At 74.7% G+C, this 15,642-nt stretch carries 16 protein-coding genes; 4 read left to right on the forward strand and 12 right to left on the reverse strand.

Annotated elements, in window-relative coordinates; all coding sequences use genetic code 11:
• Positions 1 to 14: 14 nt before the first annotated feature.
• The 3 genes from HHX41_RS29460 to HHX41_RS29470 form a co-directional block, all read right to left on the reverse strand.
• The gene (locus tag HHX41_RS29460) at positions 15 to 482 is read right to left on the reverse strand and encodes a hypothetical protein (protein WP_169982586.1); all 468 of its coding nucleotides are present in this window, start codon (positions 480 to 482) and stop codon (positions 15 to 17) included.
• A 4-nt stretch (positions 483 to 486) separates the two neighbouring features.
• Complete coding sequence (locus HHX41_RS29465; RefSeq protein ID WP_169982587.1) at positions 487 to 1,053, reverse strand: hypothetical protein; 567 nt, start codon at positions 1,051 to 1,053, stop codon at positions 487 to 489.
• A gap of 196 nt (positions 1,054 to 1,249) precedes the next feature.
• Positions 1,250 to 1,990 carry a hypothetical protein gene (locus HHX41_RS29470; RefSeq protein WP_182908554.1) on the reverse strand — a complete coding sequence of 247 codons (741 nt, stop codon included), beginning with the start codon at positions 1,988 to 1,990 and terminating at the stop codon, positions 1,250 to 1,252.
• Positions 1,991 to 2,407: 417 nt separating this feature from the next.
• Between HHX41_RS29470 and HHX41_RS29475 the strand changes: the two genes are divergently transcribed.
• Positions 2,408 to 3,154 carry an SDR family oxidoreductase gene (locus tag HHX41_RS29475; RefSeq protein ID WP_182908555.1) on the forward strand — a complete coding sequence of 249 codons (747 nt, stop codon included), beginning with the start codon at positions 2,408 to 2,410 and terminating at the stop codon, positions 3,152 to 3,154.
• A 39-nt stretch (positions 3,155 to 3,193) separates the two neighbouring features.
• On the opposite strand, the gene HHX41_RS29480 is transcribed toward HHX41_RS29475, so the two are convergent.
• On the reverse strand, positions 3,194 to 3,874 hold the full coding sequence (locus HHX41_RS29480) for a TetR/AcrR family transcriptional regulator (RefSeq protein WP_182908556.1): 681 nt from the start codon (positions 3,872 to 3,874) through the stop codon (positions 3,194 to 3,196).
• A gap of 132 nt (positions 3,875 to 4,006) precedes the next feature.
• Here HHX41_RS29480 and HHX41_RS29485 point away from each other — a divergent pair, with 132 nt between their 5' ends.
• A complete protein-coding gene (locus HHX41_RS29485; RefSeq protein WP_182908557.1) occupies positions 4,007 to 4,456 on the forward strand; it encodes a hypothetical protein in 450 nt (149 codons plus the stop codon).
• 182 nt (positions 4,457 to 4,638) lie between these two features.
• The gene (locus HHX41_RS29490; protein WP_211592046.1) at positions 4,639 to 5,049 is read left to right on the forward strand and encodes a hypothetical protein; all 411 of its coding nucleotides are present in this window, start codon (positions 4,639 to 4,641) and stop codon (positions 5,047 to 5,049) included.
• Here the strand turns inward: HHX41_RS29490 and hpnH are convergent.
• From hpnH to HHX41_RS29525, 7 genes are all read right to left on the reverse strand, one after another.
• Positions 4,977 to 5,981 carry an adenosyl-hopene transferase HpnH gene (hpnH, locus tag HHX41_RS29495; RefSeq protein ID WP_182908558.1) on the reverse strand — a complete coding sequence of 335 codons (1,005 nt, stop codon included), beginning with the start codon at positions 5,979 to 5,981 and terminating at the stop codon, positions 4,977 to 4,979. The two genes, HHX41_RS29490 and hpnH, sit on opposite strands and share 73 nt — an antisense overlap.
• Positions 5,981 to 7,507, reverse strand: coding sequence for a 4-hydroxy-3-methylbut-2-enyl diphosphate reductase (gene ispH / locus HHX41_RS29500; RefSeq protein WP_182908559.1), 1,527 nt, complete (start codon positions 7,505 to 7,507; stop codon positions 5,981 to 5,983). Before ispH ends, hpnH begins: the two co-directional genes overlap by 1 nt.
• Complete coding sequence (gene shc, locus HHX41_RS29505) at positions 7,504 to 9,387, reverse strand: squalene--hopene cyclase (protein ID WP_182908560.1); 1,884 nt, start codon at positions 9,385 to 9,387, stop codon at positions 7,504 to 7,506. The genes ispH and shc overlap by 4 nt, the downstream gene beginning before the upstream one ends.
• Positions 9,384 to 10,742, reverse strand: coding sequence for a hydroxysqualene dehydroxylase HpnE (gene hpnE, locus HHX41_RS29510; RefSeq protein WP_182908561.1), 1,359 nt, complete (start codon positions 10,740 to 10,742; stop codon positions 9,384 to 9,386). The genes shc and hpnE overlap by 4 nt, the downstream gene beginning before the upstream one ends.
• Complete coding sequence (locus HHX41_RS29515; RefSeq protein WP_310742243.1) at positions 10,739 to 11,719, reverse strand: squalene/phytoene synthase family protein; 981 nt, start codon at positions 11,717 to 11,719, stop codon at positions 10,739 to 10,741. Before HHX41_RS29515 ends, hpnE begins: the two co-directional genes overlap by 4 nt.
• The gene (gene hpnC / locus HHX41_RS29520; protein WP_169982596.1) at positions 11,694 to 12,545 is read right to left on the reverse strand and encodes a squalene synthase HpnC; all 852 of its coding nucleotides are present in this window, start codon (positions 12,543 to 12,545) and stop codon (positions 11,694 to 11,696) included. Before hpnC ends, HHX41_RS29515 begins: the two co-directional genes overlap by 26 nt.
• 171 nt (positions 12,546 to 12,716) lie before the next feature.
• Entirely contained in the window at positions 12,717 to 13,487 is a 771-nt protein-coding gene (locus HHX41_RS29525) for a polysaccharide deacetylase family protein (RefSeq protein WP_182908562.1), read from the reverse strand.
• Positions 13,488 to 13,534: 47 nt separating this feature from the next.
• On the opposite strand from HHX41_RS29525, the gene HHX41_RS29530 reads away from it, so the two are divergent.
• Positions 13,535 to 14,662 carry an MGDG synthase family glycosyltransferase gene (locus HHX41_RS29530; RefSeq protein ID WP_182908563.1) on the forward strand — a complete coding sequence of 376 codons (1,128 nt, stop codon included), beginning with the start codon at positions 13,535 to 13,537 and terminating at the stop codon, positions 14,660 to 14,662.
• On the opposite strand, the gene HHX41_RS29535 is transcribed toward HHX41_RS29530, so the two are convergent.
• Positions 14,586 to 15,491, reverse strand: a complete 906-nt coding sequence (locus tag HHX41_RS29535) for a DMT family transporter (RefSeq protein WP_182908564.1) — start codon at positions 15,489 to 15,491, stop codon at positions 14,586 to 14,588. The genes HHX41_RS29530 and HHX41_RS29535 overlap by 77 nt on opposite strands.
• Positions 15,492 to 15,642: the final 151 nt, after the last annotated feature.

The raw sequence follows: 15,642 nt of genomic DNA on the forward strand, positions 1-15,642 counted from the left end.
GGGTGGATCGTCCGTCACCGACCGGCCGTCGCGGTGGTGCGGGCACCGAGCAGGTTCCGCACCGGCCGGCCGTACGCGGCGTACAGGATGCCGAGCGCGGCCAGCAGCAGCAGCGCGGTGAACACCCACTCCATCGAACCACCGGGGCCGTAGACCCGGTTCTGCCGCCCCACGTCCACGGCCGGGGTCCGCTGCCCCTCGCGCAGCATCTCGCGGTCGGCGCCGTACAACGCGACGCCGGTCCGGAGGACCGCGCCGTCGGACGACCGGAAGTCGCCCGTCCAGGTGCAGGACTCGTGCCCGGGGTGCCGGACGCACTCCACCTGCCGGGCGGTGAAGGACCCGGGGACGCCGTCCGCCCTGGCGGCCCGTACGACGGGACCGATGCTCGGCACGGCCAGGAAGAGCAGGAAGGCCGCGAGGAACGTGAGGACGGCGATGAAGAACGGGGAGCGGCGGCCTGCCCCGGGCCCGGCCGTCACGCCGTCACCTCGCGAGCGCCGGGGCGCAGGAGCAGGCCATCAGCGTGCGCTCGGCGGTGCTGGGACGACGGTGCAGGATCATCGCGACGACCATCGGGATCGTCACGAGGGTGTTGTAGAACAGGTGCAGCTCCATGCGCGGCACCAGCAACTGGATGATGCTGGTCGGCGCCGGGCGGCCCAGCAGGTTGGCTCCGACCAGCACCTGCATGAGCAGCAGGAAGTGCTCGAAGTGGTGCCAGACCTGGATGCCGAGGGACACGTTCCACCAGACGCGGGCCCGGCCGGTGAAGCCGTGCCTGAGCATGATCAGCCCGACCAGCATCAGCAGCGCGTAGCCGTAGTGCATCCACTCGGACGTGACCAGCCACGGGAAGGGCAGGCCGAGCACGCCGCGGGCCTCGGGGAGCTTCCAGCCGAGCACGTAGACCTGGACGGCCTGGGCGATGTGCTCGGCCCAGTGGGCCACGACGATGAAGGCGAAGACGTTGAGCGCGGCCCGGTGGTGCCGGGCGTTGAGCTCCCCTCCCCGGCGGGAGGGGTGGAATGCGGAAACCGCTTCGGTCGCCATGCGCAAACCTCGATCCGGGAAGGGTGGTCTGCGGGCCCGGCACGGGATCACGGGCCCGTACGCCCCATTGTTCGATCACGCTCGCGCGGCGCCTTCTCCCATCGTGCGGTGTCTCGGTCACCGGCCGGCACGCGGACGGCCCCGCACTCGCGGAGTGCGGGGCCGTCTCTGATACCGGGCGGTGGCGCCGAACCGGTCAGTGCGTCCGGAACGACGAACGGCGCTCGTACCGGACGCTCTTGAACTGCTGCTGCTCGTACCGGCCGCCGCCCCGATACGCCGTCTCCCGCACGCGCTCGCTGCGCCGGGACTCCACCCGTTTGACGAGGCGGTCACGCCGGCCCGACACCCTCTCGAGCAGGCGGGAGCGCCGCTCATCGACCCTCTTGGACACCCGCGCGGTCCGGGCCGACTCCCTCACGCGCAGCTCGGACAGCCGTTCCCGCATCCGGTAGCGCACCGGGGCCGTACGGACCGTGCCGTAGCTCACCGACCGTGCCCGGTAGCGCTCGGAACGGTACTCGGACCGGGTGCGTGAGCCGTCGTGGTACGAGGCGGGCGGGTCGGACCCGGCGCTCCCGGACGACTGCCACTCGCTCGCCCTGATCCGGTCGCGTTCGGCGCGGGCCTCGGCCCTGATGCGGTCCCGGTCGGCCCGGCCCTGGGCCCGGATGCGGTCGCGTTCCGCCCGCGCCTGATCGACGATGCTCTGCTCCTCGGCCCGCGCCTGTTCGGCGGTCATCATCAAGGGGCTCTCCGAGTACGAGTACGTCGTGGTCTGTACCGAGCCGCCGGGCTCGCTCGCCTGGGGCGCGATACCGGCTATGGCATAACCGTCGGTGGCGAGGGCGGGACCGCTCAGGACCGCGGTGCCTCCGGCCGTCATCGCCGAGACGAAGACAGTCGCTAATGCCAGCTGTCTGCACTTCCGGTACATGGTGCCTCCTTGAGCCCGACTGGGCTGGGCAGATCAGATCACCAGGGTTTCGTGGTCCTGGATCCGGCCGCGGCTCACCCCTGGGTCGTTCCGTCGGACGACGGGAATCGGTGTGATGGACGAGGGGTCGGTTTCGCCAGGCGGCATCGCGCATTACGGCCTTGTCTCGATCCTCCGCCGGGCCGCGCGAAGCCGTCTAGGGCGTTTGACCCAAGCGTTCCCTCCGGCCTTGGAGGATCTGACCGCCGGGGGCAGTGCTGCGGAAGTATCCGCCGGGGTGTTTGCGGCCGCTTGTACGCGCGAGCAGCTTGGGGTTGCCCCAGCCCTTCTCCGGTCACATCCGCCACTCGCGGCACGTGCGGCAAGCCGGGCGCCTCCCGCGAGGCGGGTACACCCAGGGACGAGGGGGTGGGGCGGATGCGGCTTGCGGGGGCACGGGTGCTCGTCACGGGCGCGTCGTCGGGCATCGGCGCCGCCACGGCGCTGGAGCTGTCGGCGCGCGGCGCGCGGCTGGTGCTGTCCGGGCGTGACGAGGAGGCGCTCGCCGGCGTCGCCGCCCGGACCGGGGGCGAGGCGCTGCCCGCCGACCTGTCCGACGGCACCGTCGACCGGGGCGCGGACCTCGCCGTACGCGCCGGGCGGGTGGACGTGCTGGTGGCGTGCGCGGGCGAGGGCTGGAGCGGGCCGCTCGCGCGGATGTCCGGCGGCACGGCCGAACGCGTGATCGCGGTCAACCTGACGGCCCACCTGCAGCTCACCCGGCTGCTGCTGCCCGGGATGATCGAGCGCGGCCGGGGCCACCTCGTCTACGTCGCCTCGATCGCCGGCGTGGTCGGCGTGCGGGAGGAGGCGGTGTACGCCGCGACCAAGGCGGGGCTGCTGGCCTTCGCCGAGAGCCTGCGCTACGAACTGCCGGCGGTCGGCGTGACGGCCGTGGTGCCCGGGGTGGTCGACACGTCGTTCTTCGCCCGGCGCGGCCGGCCGTACACCCGCCGCAGGCCGGCGCCCGTCCCACCGGAGCGGGTGGCCCGGGCCATCGCGGTCGCCGTCGAGCGCGGGCGCGCCGAGGTGTACGTGCCGGCCTGGCTGCGGCTGCCCGCCCGCCTGCACGGGGCCGCGCCCGGCGTGTTCCGCGTCCTCGCCCGCCGCTTCGGCCGCCCCTGAGCGTTCCTCCGAGGTGTACGACTGCCCCGATCTGATGATCTACATCGTAAAGGAACTCAATGGGGGAGGCACCGAGGTGCCGGGGTGATCGCGCTCGGAGGACGCATGCGGTGCGCTCCAGATGCTGCGTAGTGGCCGCATGCCTTCCTCGACGTAGTCGGCGATAGGGCGGTTGCCGCCGTCGAGGTACCACTGCTCGAGTGCGGCGAAGTAGCCGAAGGCGAGGGCCTTCGCGATCACGCGAGCCTGCGTCTCGCTCACCTCTCCAGGCACGGTGATCAGCGGCGCGATCCGCTGGCTGGCGCGGTCGAGTGTGCCACAGACGGCCATGCGCACCGATGGCTCGGCGAAGAAGTAACGGACCCTGCGCCACGGGCTCCTGGTGGCCTGAGAGCCTTCGCCCGCGTTGCCGGAACCGGATTCGCCTTCTGGTGGGGATTCGTACGCACGGACGGCTCGGAGCAGGCTTCCGATGGGATCGGCGGGGTCCAGGATGCTTGCGAGTGCCTCCGGGCTCATGCTGTCGAACTCGACGTCGGCGACCACGATCCCTTCCTTGGTGCCGAAGATGCGGTACACCGACGACGGCGAGACCTCGGCCGCCGCCGCGATCTCCTCGATGGTGACGGCGCCGAACCCTCTCTCGTCGAACAGGTCGAGGGCACGTTCCTGGATGGTGCGCATGGCCTTGAGTCGCCAACGCTCACGAAGCCCGCTCATGTGCTCACGGTAGCAGGCAGTCACGCTCTCAAGCGTGTGACTGCTGTCGGGACATTGACTGTCTGAAAGCAGATCCCTACAGTCACTTGCTGGAGACAGTGACTTTCTCTTTACTCCGGAAGGACTCATGCCATGACCACGCTGAAGCAGAGATCGCGCACCCGGACCGCGTTGGCGATGATGTACATCGGGGCAGGACTCACCTCGATCGCCGCCCTCTTTCCGTTCGTCGACCGGGCCACCACGACCGTCTTGGCGGACCACATCAAGGCCGGCTACCCGGCCTACGCGCCCGGTGCGATCGACACTGCCGTCACCGCCTACCTGGTCATCCTGTCTGTGGTCGGGGCGCTGGGACTCCTGGGCTGGATGGGCACGATCTGGGCGGCCCGCGCCGGTAAGCGCTGGACTTTCCCGCTGGCGATCGGGCTGCTCGGGCTCGCGCTCTGCGTCGCGATCGCCGCACTGACCGTCCAGGACACCTCGGGTGATGTCGGTCTGGCCCCGCTGCTGGGCTGGCTGCTGGTCCTTCCTTGTGTTCCCGGTCTCGCCGCGGTCGTGCTGTGGAGAAGAGCGGGATGACCAAAGGTCCCACGGCGGCGCGGAGCGTCGGCCGTGCTCTGACACGCGGGGTCGCCGCACTCAAGCGTGCGATGTATCGAGGAGGGCGGCCGAACGCGCTCATGCGGCTCGGGAACCGGCTTGACGTCCTGCTGTATGGGGCTCGGTGGCTGTCACCGCGCCGTGCCGCCGTCTTGAAGGTGGTGGGGCGCCGCAGCGGGACCATCACGCCGGTTCCGGTCGCGGTCACCCACTACCGCGGCGCCGACTTCCTCGTCTCGATGCTCGGGCCGGACGCGAGCTGGGTGCGCAATGTCGAGGCCGCGGGCGGCAAGGCCGCGCTTCGCCGTCAGGGGCGCGAGTGTCCGATCCTGCTCGAGGAGATCCCGTCTGAGCATCGTGCGCAGATCCTGCGCCGCTACCTTGCCGGCGCGCCGGGTGCGCGGCCTCACCTGGGACTGGGGCCGACGGCGCCGCTGCCGGAGTTCCACCGGATAGCGCCTCGGCACCCCGTCTTCCGCATCCATGAGCGCCCCGGCTCCTATGTGCCGCGCAGGGCGCGCAGGGACTCGCGCAGCGAGCCGAGGGTGGCGAAGACCGCCGTCGGCTCGTAGCCGCAGTGCGCCATGCAGTTGGCGCAGCGCGCGTCCCGCCCCCGGCCGTAGGAGTCCCAGTCGGTCTCCTCGACCAGCTCCCGGTAGGTCTTCGCGTACCCGTCGGCCATCAGGTAGCAGGGCCGCTGCCAGCCGAACACCGAGTAGGACGGGATCGCCCAGGCCGTGCAGCGGAAGTCGGTCTTCCCCTCGAGGAAGTCGAGGAACAGCGGCGAGTGGTTGAACCGCCAGCGCTCGCGGTTGCCGCCCGCGAACGCGGCGCGGAACAGCTCCCGCGTCTGCCGCACGCCCAGGAAGCAGTCCTGGTCGGGCGCCTTCTCGTAGGCGTACCCCGGCGAGATCATCATCTGGTCGACGCACAGCTCGTCGTTGAGGAAGTCGAGCACCTCGACGACCGTGCGCGGGCTGTCCCCGGCGAAGAACGTGGTGTTGGTGGTGACGCGGAAGCCGCGCCGCCGGCACTCGCGCACCGCCGCGACCGCCTCGTCGAACACGCCCTCCTTGCACACCGACGCGTCGTGCCGCTCGCGCAGGCCGTCGATGTGGACCGCCCAGGCGAAGTAGGGCGACGGCTCGAACCGGTCGATCTTGCGCGGGATCAGCAGCGCGTTGGTGCACAGGAAGACGTACTTCCTGCGCGCCACCAGCTCCTCGACCATCTCCCCGATCTGGGGGTGCATGAGGGGCTCCCCGCCCGCGATCGACACCATCGGGGCGCCGCACTCCTCGACGGCGGCCACCGCCTGCTCGACCGGCATGCGCTGTTTCAGCACGCCGGCCGGGTGCTGGATCTTCCCGCAGCCCGCGCACTTCAGGTTGCACGCGAACAACGGCTCGAGTTCGAGCAGCAGCGGGAACCTCTCCCGCCGGCGGAGCCGCTGGCGCAGGATGTAAGCGCCGACACGCAGGCTCTGGCGTAAGGGCATCGGCATCAGGGTCGCACCTCCTTCGGCAACGTGAACTCGACGTTCTCCTCGATCACCCGGCGCTCCTCCACCTCCAGCGGGCCGAGTCCGCCGAGGGCCGCCACGACGGCGTCCACCAGCGAGCCGGGCGTCGACGCCCCGGCGGTCAGCCCGACCGTCCGCACTCCGCGCAGCCAGTCGAGCGCGACGTCGCCCGGACCGTCGACCAGGCGGACGAGCGGCGCCCCATCGTGACCTGAGCGCCCGGCGACCTCGGTGAGGCGCAGGGCGTTGGAGGAGTTCGCCGACCCGACGACCAGGACCAGGCCGGCCTCCGCGGCGACGGCGCGCACCGCGCGCTGCCGGTTGGTCGTCGCGTAGCAGATGTCGTCGCCGCGCGGGCCCTCGGCGTCCGGGAAGCGCCGCCGGACCGCCGCCGCGACCCGCCCGGCCTCGTCGGCCGCGAGCGTGGTCTGGGTGAGGTAGGCGACCCCGCGCCCCGGCCGCAGGCCCTCGACCGCGCCCTCCACCCCGGCCTCGTCCTCGACCAGCACGCCCGCGCCGGGCACCTCCCCGAGCACGCCCTCGACCTCCTCGTGCCCCGCGTGGCCGATCAGCACGACGAGATCGCCCCGCGCGGCGAACCTGCGGGCCTCCGCGTGGACCTTCGCGACCAGCGGGCAGGTCGCGTCGACGACGCGCAGGCCGCGCCGCGCCGCCTCCTCCCGCACGGCGGGCGCGACCCCGTGCGCGGAGAAGACGGTCACCGCGCCCTCCGGCACCTCGGCCAGGTCGTCGACGAACACCGCGCCGAGCCGCTCCAGGTCGCGTACGACGTGGATGTTGTGCACGATCTGCTTGCGCACGTACACGGGCGCGCCGAACCGGTCCAGCGCGCGCTCCACGATCTCGATGGCCCGCTCGACCCCGGCGCAGAACGAGCGGGGCGAGGCCAGCAGGACCCGGCGCGGGCCCACGGCCGCCGCCCACCGCGCCAGCACCGGGCCGATCCGGGCGAGCGCGCGGCGCGCGGCGAGCGCGCCGCCCAGGGTGGCGGGGTTCACCAGGGGGACACCCGGGGTGTCCACGATGACCCGCACGGCCGCGAACGGCCGCCCGTCCGCGGCTTCCGCGATAAGAGCGCTCTCCATGTCGACGGCGCAGGCGCCCTCGCGGGCCAGGGCGAGCCGGGCGCGGCCCGTCACTATCCCCGGCGAGGTGACGAGCGGGCCGGTGCGGGCGGGCAGCCCCGCCCGGACGAGCTCTCCGGCGAGCAGCGGGGCCGACGGGCACGGCCAGACCCGGCCGCCGGAGCGGACCTCGGTGGCGACGAGCACGTCCCCGGGACGCAGGCCCTCGTGGAGGGCCCCGCCGAAGCCGGTGACGGCGAGGGCGGCGGCGGGCGGGAGCAAGGCCGCCGCGCGCGCCGCGCGCTCCGGCCCCATCCCGATCCGGAAGACCCGGACACGGGGGTGGTCACGCGCGGGCCGCAGGCCGCGGGCGACGGCCCGCGCCTCCATCCCCAGCGCGGTGCACACGATCAGGCCGGTCATGGCGTCACCTCCCGGGCACGCAGGTAGCGGCCGAGCGCGCTGAGGGGGAAGACGAGGCGGTAGAGGTGGTAGTTGATGAAGAAGTCGCCGGGGAAGCCCGTCCCGGTGTAGTGCGGCTCGTCCCACGTGCCGTCGGGGCGCTGGCTGCCGGCCAGCCAGGCCGCCCCCCTGTCCACGGACCGGCCGCGCTCCCCGGCGGCGAGCAGGCCGATGAGGGCCCACGCCGTCTGCGAGGCGGTCGGCTCGCCCCGCCCGATCCACGCGGGGTCGCGGTAGGAGCGCATGTCCTCGCCCCAGCCGCCGCAGGGGTGCTGGTGGGCCTTGAGCCAGGCCACGGCCCGCCGTACGCAGGGGGCGCCGGGCGGCATCCCGGCCGCCGCGAGTGCGGGCAGCACCGCGCCGGTGCCGTACACGTGGTTGGCCCCCCATCTGCCGAACCACGAGCCGTCGGGCTCCTGCGCCCGCAGCAGCCACCTCACGGCCCGCCGTACGACGGGGGAGCGGGCCAGGCCCTCGGCGGCCAGCGCCTCGACCACGTGCGCGGTCACGTCGGCCGTCGGCGGGTCGATGACCGCGCCGAAGTCGCAGAACGGCAGCCGCAGGCACAGCGTGCGGGTGTTGTCGGCGTCGAAGGCGGCGAACCCCCCGTCGCGGCAGGCCATCCCGGCCATCCAGCGCAGCCCCCGCTCCACCGCCGGGCGGGCGTCGGGCCGGCCCCACCGGCGCAGCGCGAGGACCACCTCCGCCGTGTCGTCGACGTCGGGGTAGCCGTCGTTGTCGAACTCGAACGCCCAGCCGCCCGGCGCGAGCCCGGGCCGCCGCACCGCCCAGTCGCCAGGCCCGCGCACCTCCTCGCGCAGCAGCCACTCGCCCGCTCTGTCCAGCGCGGGGTGGTCGCGGGGCAGGCCGGCGTCCAGGAGGGCGGTCATCGCGAGCGCGGTGTCCCAGACCGGCGACTGGCACGCCTCCAGCCGGCGCGTGCCGTTCTCCCTGATGGTGAACCTGTCCAGCCCGGCCAGGCCGGCCCGCATGACGGGATGGTCCAGGCCGTACCCGCTCAGGCTCAGGGCGATCAGCGAGTAGACCCAGGGAGGCTGGATGCCGCCCCAGGAGCCGTCGGCCTCCTGGCGGGCCACGACCCACTCGGCGGCCCGCCGCAGCGCGGCGCGGCGCAGCCCCGCGAGCGGCCGCCGTTCGTACCGGTGCAGGGCGCGGTCGAGCGCCGCGAACGCCGCGTCCCAGCCGGTACGCGCGGCGCGGCGCGGCGGATGCCCGGCCCGCAGCTCTGGCAGGGCGAACGGCAGCGGGCGGACCGGCCGGTGCGCGGTCACGATCGTGAGCGGCACGATGGTCTGCCGCGCCCAGCAGGCCCAGTCGTAGACGTTCAGCGGGCACCACGGCGGCAGGAACATGATCTCCGGGGGGATGACCGGCAGGTCCTCCCACCGCCACTGGCCGAACAGGGCGAGCCAGATCCGGGTGAAGACCCGGGCCGACTCGACGCCGCCGGCCCCGCGCGCACACGCCGCCGCGGCGCGCATGTGCGGAGCCGAGGGCGGGTCGCCCGCCAGGCGCAGCGCGGCGTACGCCTCGACCGTGGTGGACAGGTCGGCGGGACCGTCGTGGAAGTTGGCCCAGCCGCCGTCCGCCCGCTGCTGCGACCTGATCCACCGGGCTGCCTCGGCCGTCTCCCGCGCGGTCCGCACGCCGAGGAACTCACGCAGCAGGAGGTCCTCGGCGTCCATCGTCACGTTGGTCCGCAGCTCGCCCTTCCACCATCCCCCGGGCGACTGCAGGCCGAGCAGGTGGTCACGGGCCGCCTCGAGGGCGGTCTCGGCGCGGGCGGCGCCGGTGGCGACCCCGGTGGTGACGCCGGTCACCGCGCCTGCTCCCGTTCGAGATGCCGCCTCACGAGGCGGGCCGCCTGGAGTCCGCTGCGCACGGCACCCTCCATCGTGTCGGGCCAGCCCGTGTCGGTCCACGCGCCGGCGAGGAACACCCCCGGCCACCGGGTTGCCGCGCCGGGGCGCAGCCCCCCGCTCCCGGGGACCTGCCGGAAGGTCGCCCGCCGCTCCCTGGTGATGAACAGGTCCACGACCCGCGCCGCCCGCGCGGCCGGCAGCAGCCGCTCCAGCTCGGGCAGGAACACCTCCCGCATCACCGCCGTGGGCACGTCGATCCAGTGCCGCGCCGCCGACACCGAGACCGTCAGGTACTGGCCCCGCGCGAGCCCGCCCGCCTCGGTCCTGTCGAAGATCCACTGCACCGGTGAGCCGACGACGGCGGCGAACGGCAGCCGGGTGACCGGCCGGTCGTAGACCACGTGCACGTTGACGATCGGGCTCGCACCGAGGCCGGCCCAGGCGTCCCGGTCGGGCGCCGCCTCCGCGGGGACGAGCCGCGCGGCCTGGCCGTGCGGGGCGGCGACGACGACGGCCGGCGCCTCGACCCGCCGGCCGCCCACGAGGACTGAGGGCCCCGGCAGCACCGCGTCCACCTTCGCCCGCAGCCGTACCTCGCCGCCCAGGCGGGCGATGGCCGCGAGCGCGGCGCCGCCGTGCAGGTCGCCGAGCGGCACGGACGGCACGCCGATGTCGGCGGCGTCGGCGCGGCCCAGCAGGGCCGTTTTGAAGACCATCGCCGCCGGCCCCAGCGCGGCCTCGTCGGACGGGATGTTGAGCGCCGCCACCGCGAACAGGTCCCACAGCGCCCGGCGTACGGCGTCCCGCTGGCCGTTGGCGGCCAGCCAGCCGCCGAGCGCGGCCCGGTCGAGGGCGGGCGCGGCCGGGTCGAGCCCGCGCAGCGCGAGCGCGCCGCGCACCGCGCGCAGCCGGTCGGCGGGGGACAGCAGGCGGTAGCCCGCGAGCGCCGGGAGCAGGTGGAACGGCCCGGGCAGCGCGGCCCGGCGCAGCCGTCCCCGCCCGCCGTGCGGGGTGAGCACGCACACGTCGAAACGCTCCTGCAGGCGCACCCGCCCGATCCCGCCGAGCCGGTCGAGCAGGCCGAGGTACGCCGTGCAGCAGCGCAGGAAGACGTGCTGCCCGTTGTCGGCCGTCAGGCCGCCCCTGGCGAAGGAATGGGTTGCCCCGCCGAGCCGGGGCCTCGCCTCGTACAGGGTCACCGGCCGGCCGGCCTCCGCGAGCGCGAGGGCCGCGGTGATGCCGGCGAGGCCGCCGCCCACCACCGCCACGGGCGCAACCCCGTCGTAACCGGCGCCGTTCGTCGGGCCGTTCATCGGGCCGCTCCCGCGATCGCGCGGGCCGCGACCATCGCCTTCGCCCAGGGCGTGAGCGACAGGCGCCCGGCCAGCGCCTGGGCCGGGTCGGCGGCGATGCGGGCGAGCAGGCGCCGGTAGATGCCGGCCATCGCCGCGGTGCAGGCCGCGCTGCGCCGGTCCAGCAGCGGGATCAGGCGCATCCCCTCGGCGTACCAGGCGAGCGCCCGCCCGGCCTCGTACCGGACGAGCCGCGCCAGCCGCTCGGGCGGGTCGGTGAACGCCCCCGACGCGTCGAGGCCGAGCGTGCAGCCGAACCTGCGCAGGTCGTCGGCCGGCAGGTACACCCGCCCGGCGCACCGGTCCTCACGCAGGTCCCTGAGCACGTTGGTGAGCTGCAGCGCCACCCCCAGGGAGTCCGCGAGCCGCGCCGCGCGCCGCAGCGCCCCGGGATCGCGGCCCGGGCCGTCGGCCAGGCCGAAGACGCCGAGCGACAGCCGCCCGATGGACCCGGCGACCTCCCGGCAGTAGCCGACGAGGTCGTCGTGGGACTGGTAGCGCGCGCCCGCGACGTCGGCGGCGCATCCGTCGATCAGCTCCTCGAACGCCTCCAGCGGGACGGGGAAGCGCGCGGCGGTGTCACGCAGGGCCACCAGCACGGCGTCGGTGGGGTCCGGCCGCGGCGCCCGCAGCCCCGCCCGCGCCTCCTCCAGCGCCGACAGCCGCTCGTCCACCGGCCCGGCCGCGTCGCCGATGTCGTCGATCCGCCGGGCGAAGGCGTAGAGCGCGCAGAGCGCGCGGCGCTCGGGCGGGGCGAGCAGGCGGATTCCGTAGGCGAAGTTGCGTGCCCGGGTGCGTACGACGCGCTCGCAGTGCCGGTAGGCCAGCGGCAGCGGTACGGGCGCCGGCGTGCGGGCCGGTCCCGCGCCGACGGGGCGCAGCGCGGGGCCGGGCGGGCGGTCGGGGACGGGATCAGGAATCGCGCCGGGAACCGTCACCGTTCACCTCCTTCAGCACGCGTGCCCACTCGCCGAGCACCGCGCGGCGGCGTGCGCGGACCGCCCGGCCGAGGACGTCGTGCCGCCCGCGCTCCAGCGCCGCGAGCGCGGCCCGCCCGCCCGCGACGTACCCGGCCACCGCGGTGCGCGCGAACCCGCTCAGCGTCTCCAGCAGCGGCATGCCCTCGTCCAGCAGCGTGGCGGCGCGGCGGGCCTGCAGGGCGACGGCCCGGCGCAGCCGCGGGGACGCGTGCGGGGCGCCGAGGTCGGCCTCGCGGCAGCCGAACCTGCGCAGGTCCTCGGCGGGGAGGTAGACCCGGCCGCGGGCGTGGTCCTCACCCACGTCCTGGCAGTGCTCGATCACCTGCAGGGCCGAGCAGATGCGGTCCGACAGCCGCGCCCGCTCCGGCGTGGCCGCGCCGAAGACGTGCAGGACGATCCGGCCGACCGGGTTGGCGGACAGCTCGCAGTAGGCCAGCAGTTGCGCGAATGTGTCGTAGCGCCGCACCACCTGGTCGCGCCGGTTGGCCTCCACGAGGTGGAGGAAGTGCGCCCGCGGCACGCCGCGCCCGGCGACCAGCGGCGTCAGCGCCCGCACGGCGGGCAGCCGGGGGCTCCCCCCGGCGTAGAGCCGGCCCAGGTCGGCCTCCACCGCGTTGAGCAGGGCGGGCCGCTCGGCGGGGTCCGCCTCGTCGCCGACGTCGTCCACGTAACGGGCGAAGCAGTACACCGCCATCAGGTCGAGGCGGTACGCGCGCGGCAGCAGGCGGGAGGCCACCGGGAAGTTCTCCCGGCGCGCGGCGTCGCGTACGTCCGCTGCGGACATGCCTGAAGAATCTCCACCGCAATTCACCACAAAACCCGATAGAGCGGGCGGGCGTCTTTACGCGCGCAACCTCCCGGGAAAAGCGGCGTACACCGCCGCGCCGCTAACGGAAAAAGCGGTAAAAACGTGGTCGGGAAAGACGGTGGAAGTAAGCGGCCTTTTTCCCGCTTCTTACGCTTCCGGCCGTGGGTAAAAGCTTGCCGGGAGCGGGAGCCGGTGGGCCCCCGCGCCGCCGGGTACACCCACGCCGTGGGCGCCCAGCGGTCCGACCCGCAGTCCGGCGGCGCGGCAGCGGCCGACCACGCCGGCGAGCGCGCCCAGCGCCGAACGCCAGGAACCGGGGGCGGAGGTGTGGTCGCAGTCGTGCAGCAACAGCGTCGCCCCGCCGCGCAGGCCGGGCTCCAGGGTGCGCAGCACCGAGCCGGGCGTGGCCCGTGCCGTCCAGTCCGCGCCCCAGGCCGTCCACAGCACCGGCCGCAGGCCGTGCCACCGGGCCGCGAGCAGCGCCTCGGCGCTCAGCACGCCGTACGGCGGGCGGTACCACGAGGGCGGTACGCCGGTGACGGCGGCGACGAGGCGCGCGGCCCTGCCGATCTCCGCGGCGACCCTGCCCGGCCGGGCGACCAGGGCGTTGCCGTGCCGCCAGCCGTGCACGGCCACCTCGTGACCGGCCCGCGCGATGCTCCGCCCGACCTCGGGGTGGCGTTCGAGCAGCTCGCCGAGGAGGAAGAAGGTCGCCCGGCACCCGAGCCGGTCCAGCTCGTCGAGGAACAGCGGGGTAGAGCGCGGATCCGGCCCGTCGTCGAAGGTCAGCGCCACGTGCCCGGGATCGCCCTCGCCCGCCAGAGACGGCAGCAGGCGGCGGACCGGAGGCAGCCAGGCCGCCCCCGGTCCCGCGTGGAGCAGGGCCAGTCCGGCGGCGGCGAGCGCGTGAGGTCGCATCGCCTTCCAGTGTCCGCCACGCCGCCCCCCACCCCGGAAGGAGGGCCATGAGTAACAGGACATTGATCGTCAGCGCCTCGATGGGCGCGGGCCACGACGCCGTCGCCGCCGAACTGGCGCGCCGCCTGACCGCCGCCGGGGTGCGCGCGGAGATCGTGGACGTGCTCGCCCTGCTGCCGCTGCGGCTCGGCGCGCTGCTGCGGTGGTGGTACCGCGTGGTGATGCTGCGGGCGCCGTGGCTGTACGCGCTGGTCTACCGCGTCTTCTTCGTCTCACGCCGGGCCCCGTCCACCTCGCCGCTGACGGTGGTGGCCGCCGCCGGGCTGGCCCGGGCGGTGCGCCGCGTCCGCCCCTCGCTGGTCGTGCCGGTCTTCCACGTGGCCGCGCAGGCCGCGGGGCACCTGCGGGCGCGGGGGCGGCTCGCGGCGCCGAGCGTGGTCGTGCTGACCGACTTCGCCGTGCACCGCCTCTGGCTGCACCCCGGCAACGACCGCTACCTGTGCCCGGACGCGGCCACGGCCCTCGCCGTGACGGCCGCCCTCGGCCGTCCGGCCTTCCGCTGCGCCCCGATCGTCCGCCCCAGGTTCGCGGCGCCCCGGGACCGCGCCGGCATGGCGGACGTCCGGACCCGGATCGGCCTGCGGGACGGCGGGCCGATCGTGCTCGTCTGCGCGGGATCCTGGGGGGTCGGCCGGGTCGCGGAGACCGCCGGGATCCTGGCCCGGTCGGGCCGGTACGCGCCCGTCGTGCTGTGCGGGCGCAACGAGCGGCTGCGCCGCCGTCTCGCGCGGCTGCTCGGCCGCGCCGGAGCGGGCGCCGCCCTCGGCTGGCGTGACGACCTGGCGGACCTGCTCGCCTCCGCGTACGCGCTGGTCGACAACGCGGGCGGGCTGACCTGCAGGGAGGCGTTCGCCGCGGGGGTGCCGGTCGTCACGTACCGGCCCATCGCGGGTCACGGCGGGGACGGCGTGCGCGCGATGGCACGCGCCGGGGTGAGCGTCCACGTGCGCCGCCGCGCGGAGCTGCTGCGGGCGCTCGACCGGCTCCAGCCCGGCCTGCCCGGGCGGGCCGCGCTCACCGCGCGGGCCGCCGCTCTGTTCAGCGCTTCGCCGGCCGAGTCCCTTCTTCTCCCGGACCTCGCCGCCGCGTCCCGATCATGTGAGCCTGCCTCCTGAGCGGCGCGTACCGCGACAGCAGCACGCTGCCGTACAGGATGAGGGCCATGCCCGTCAGCTCGGGCACCACCCACGGGCCCGTGCGGATGTCCTCGCCGAACATCGCCACGCCGTACGCCGTGCTCGCCACGGGGTCGGTCACGGTCAGCGCGGGCTGCACGGCGACGAGCGGACCGCTGTGCAGGGCGTTCTGCAGCAGGAACAGGCTGCACAGCCCGGCGGCCACCATGGCCCACAGCGACCAGGAGCCGGCGAGCGTCCGCGCGCCGGCCGGCAACTCGTCCACCGTGCGCTTCATGAGGACGGCGGTGTAGGCGAAGCCCAGCCCGGCGGCCATCCCGAGCAGCACCGCGCGGGCGGCCCCGCCGAGGGCGATCGCGGCGGTCACGCAGCAGGCGAGGAGCCCGATGGTCACGCCCGCCGAGATCACCCAGGTCAGCAGGCCGGGAAGCCGGTGGCCGGGGGTGGGCGAGGCCGCCGCGAGGAACCCGGCCAGGCCGGCCGTCAGTAAGCCGACGGCCAGCCAGGTCTTGGGGTCGAGGCGGACCCGGAACATCCAGCCGGCCACCAGCATCGTGATCGGCAGTTCCGCGACGAGCAGGGGCTGGACGAGTGCGAGCCCTCCGCTCGTCAGGGCGCCGGCCTGCAGCAGGAAACCCGCGATGAGCGCGGCGATGCCGCCCAGCCAGGTGGGCCGCCGGACGAGGTCCCAGATCAGGCCGGGCCGGAACGCCTCGGCGGCGGGGGCGGCGCGGGCGGCCCGGCGCTGCAGTACGGACGCGACGGCGTTGGCCGCCGCGGCGAGCACCGCCAGGACAACAGCGATCATGACCCCCCGCGCCACGTCTCAGGCTTCTCGTCGTCGCGGGCCCTCTGATCGAGGCCCTGTCAGTACCCTCCCCGGCGATGGCCGCCGCATGTCGGCGTGAACGCTCCGAACCCTTTTTATTCGGCTATAACCAAAGAAAGGCGCGATTATT

This window comes from Microbispora sp. H13382, assembly GCF_014161445.1.
Classification (GTDB): domain Bacteria; phylum Actinomycetota; class Actinomycetes; order Streptosporangiales; family Streptosporangiaceae; genus Microbispora.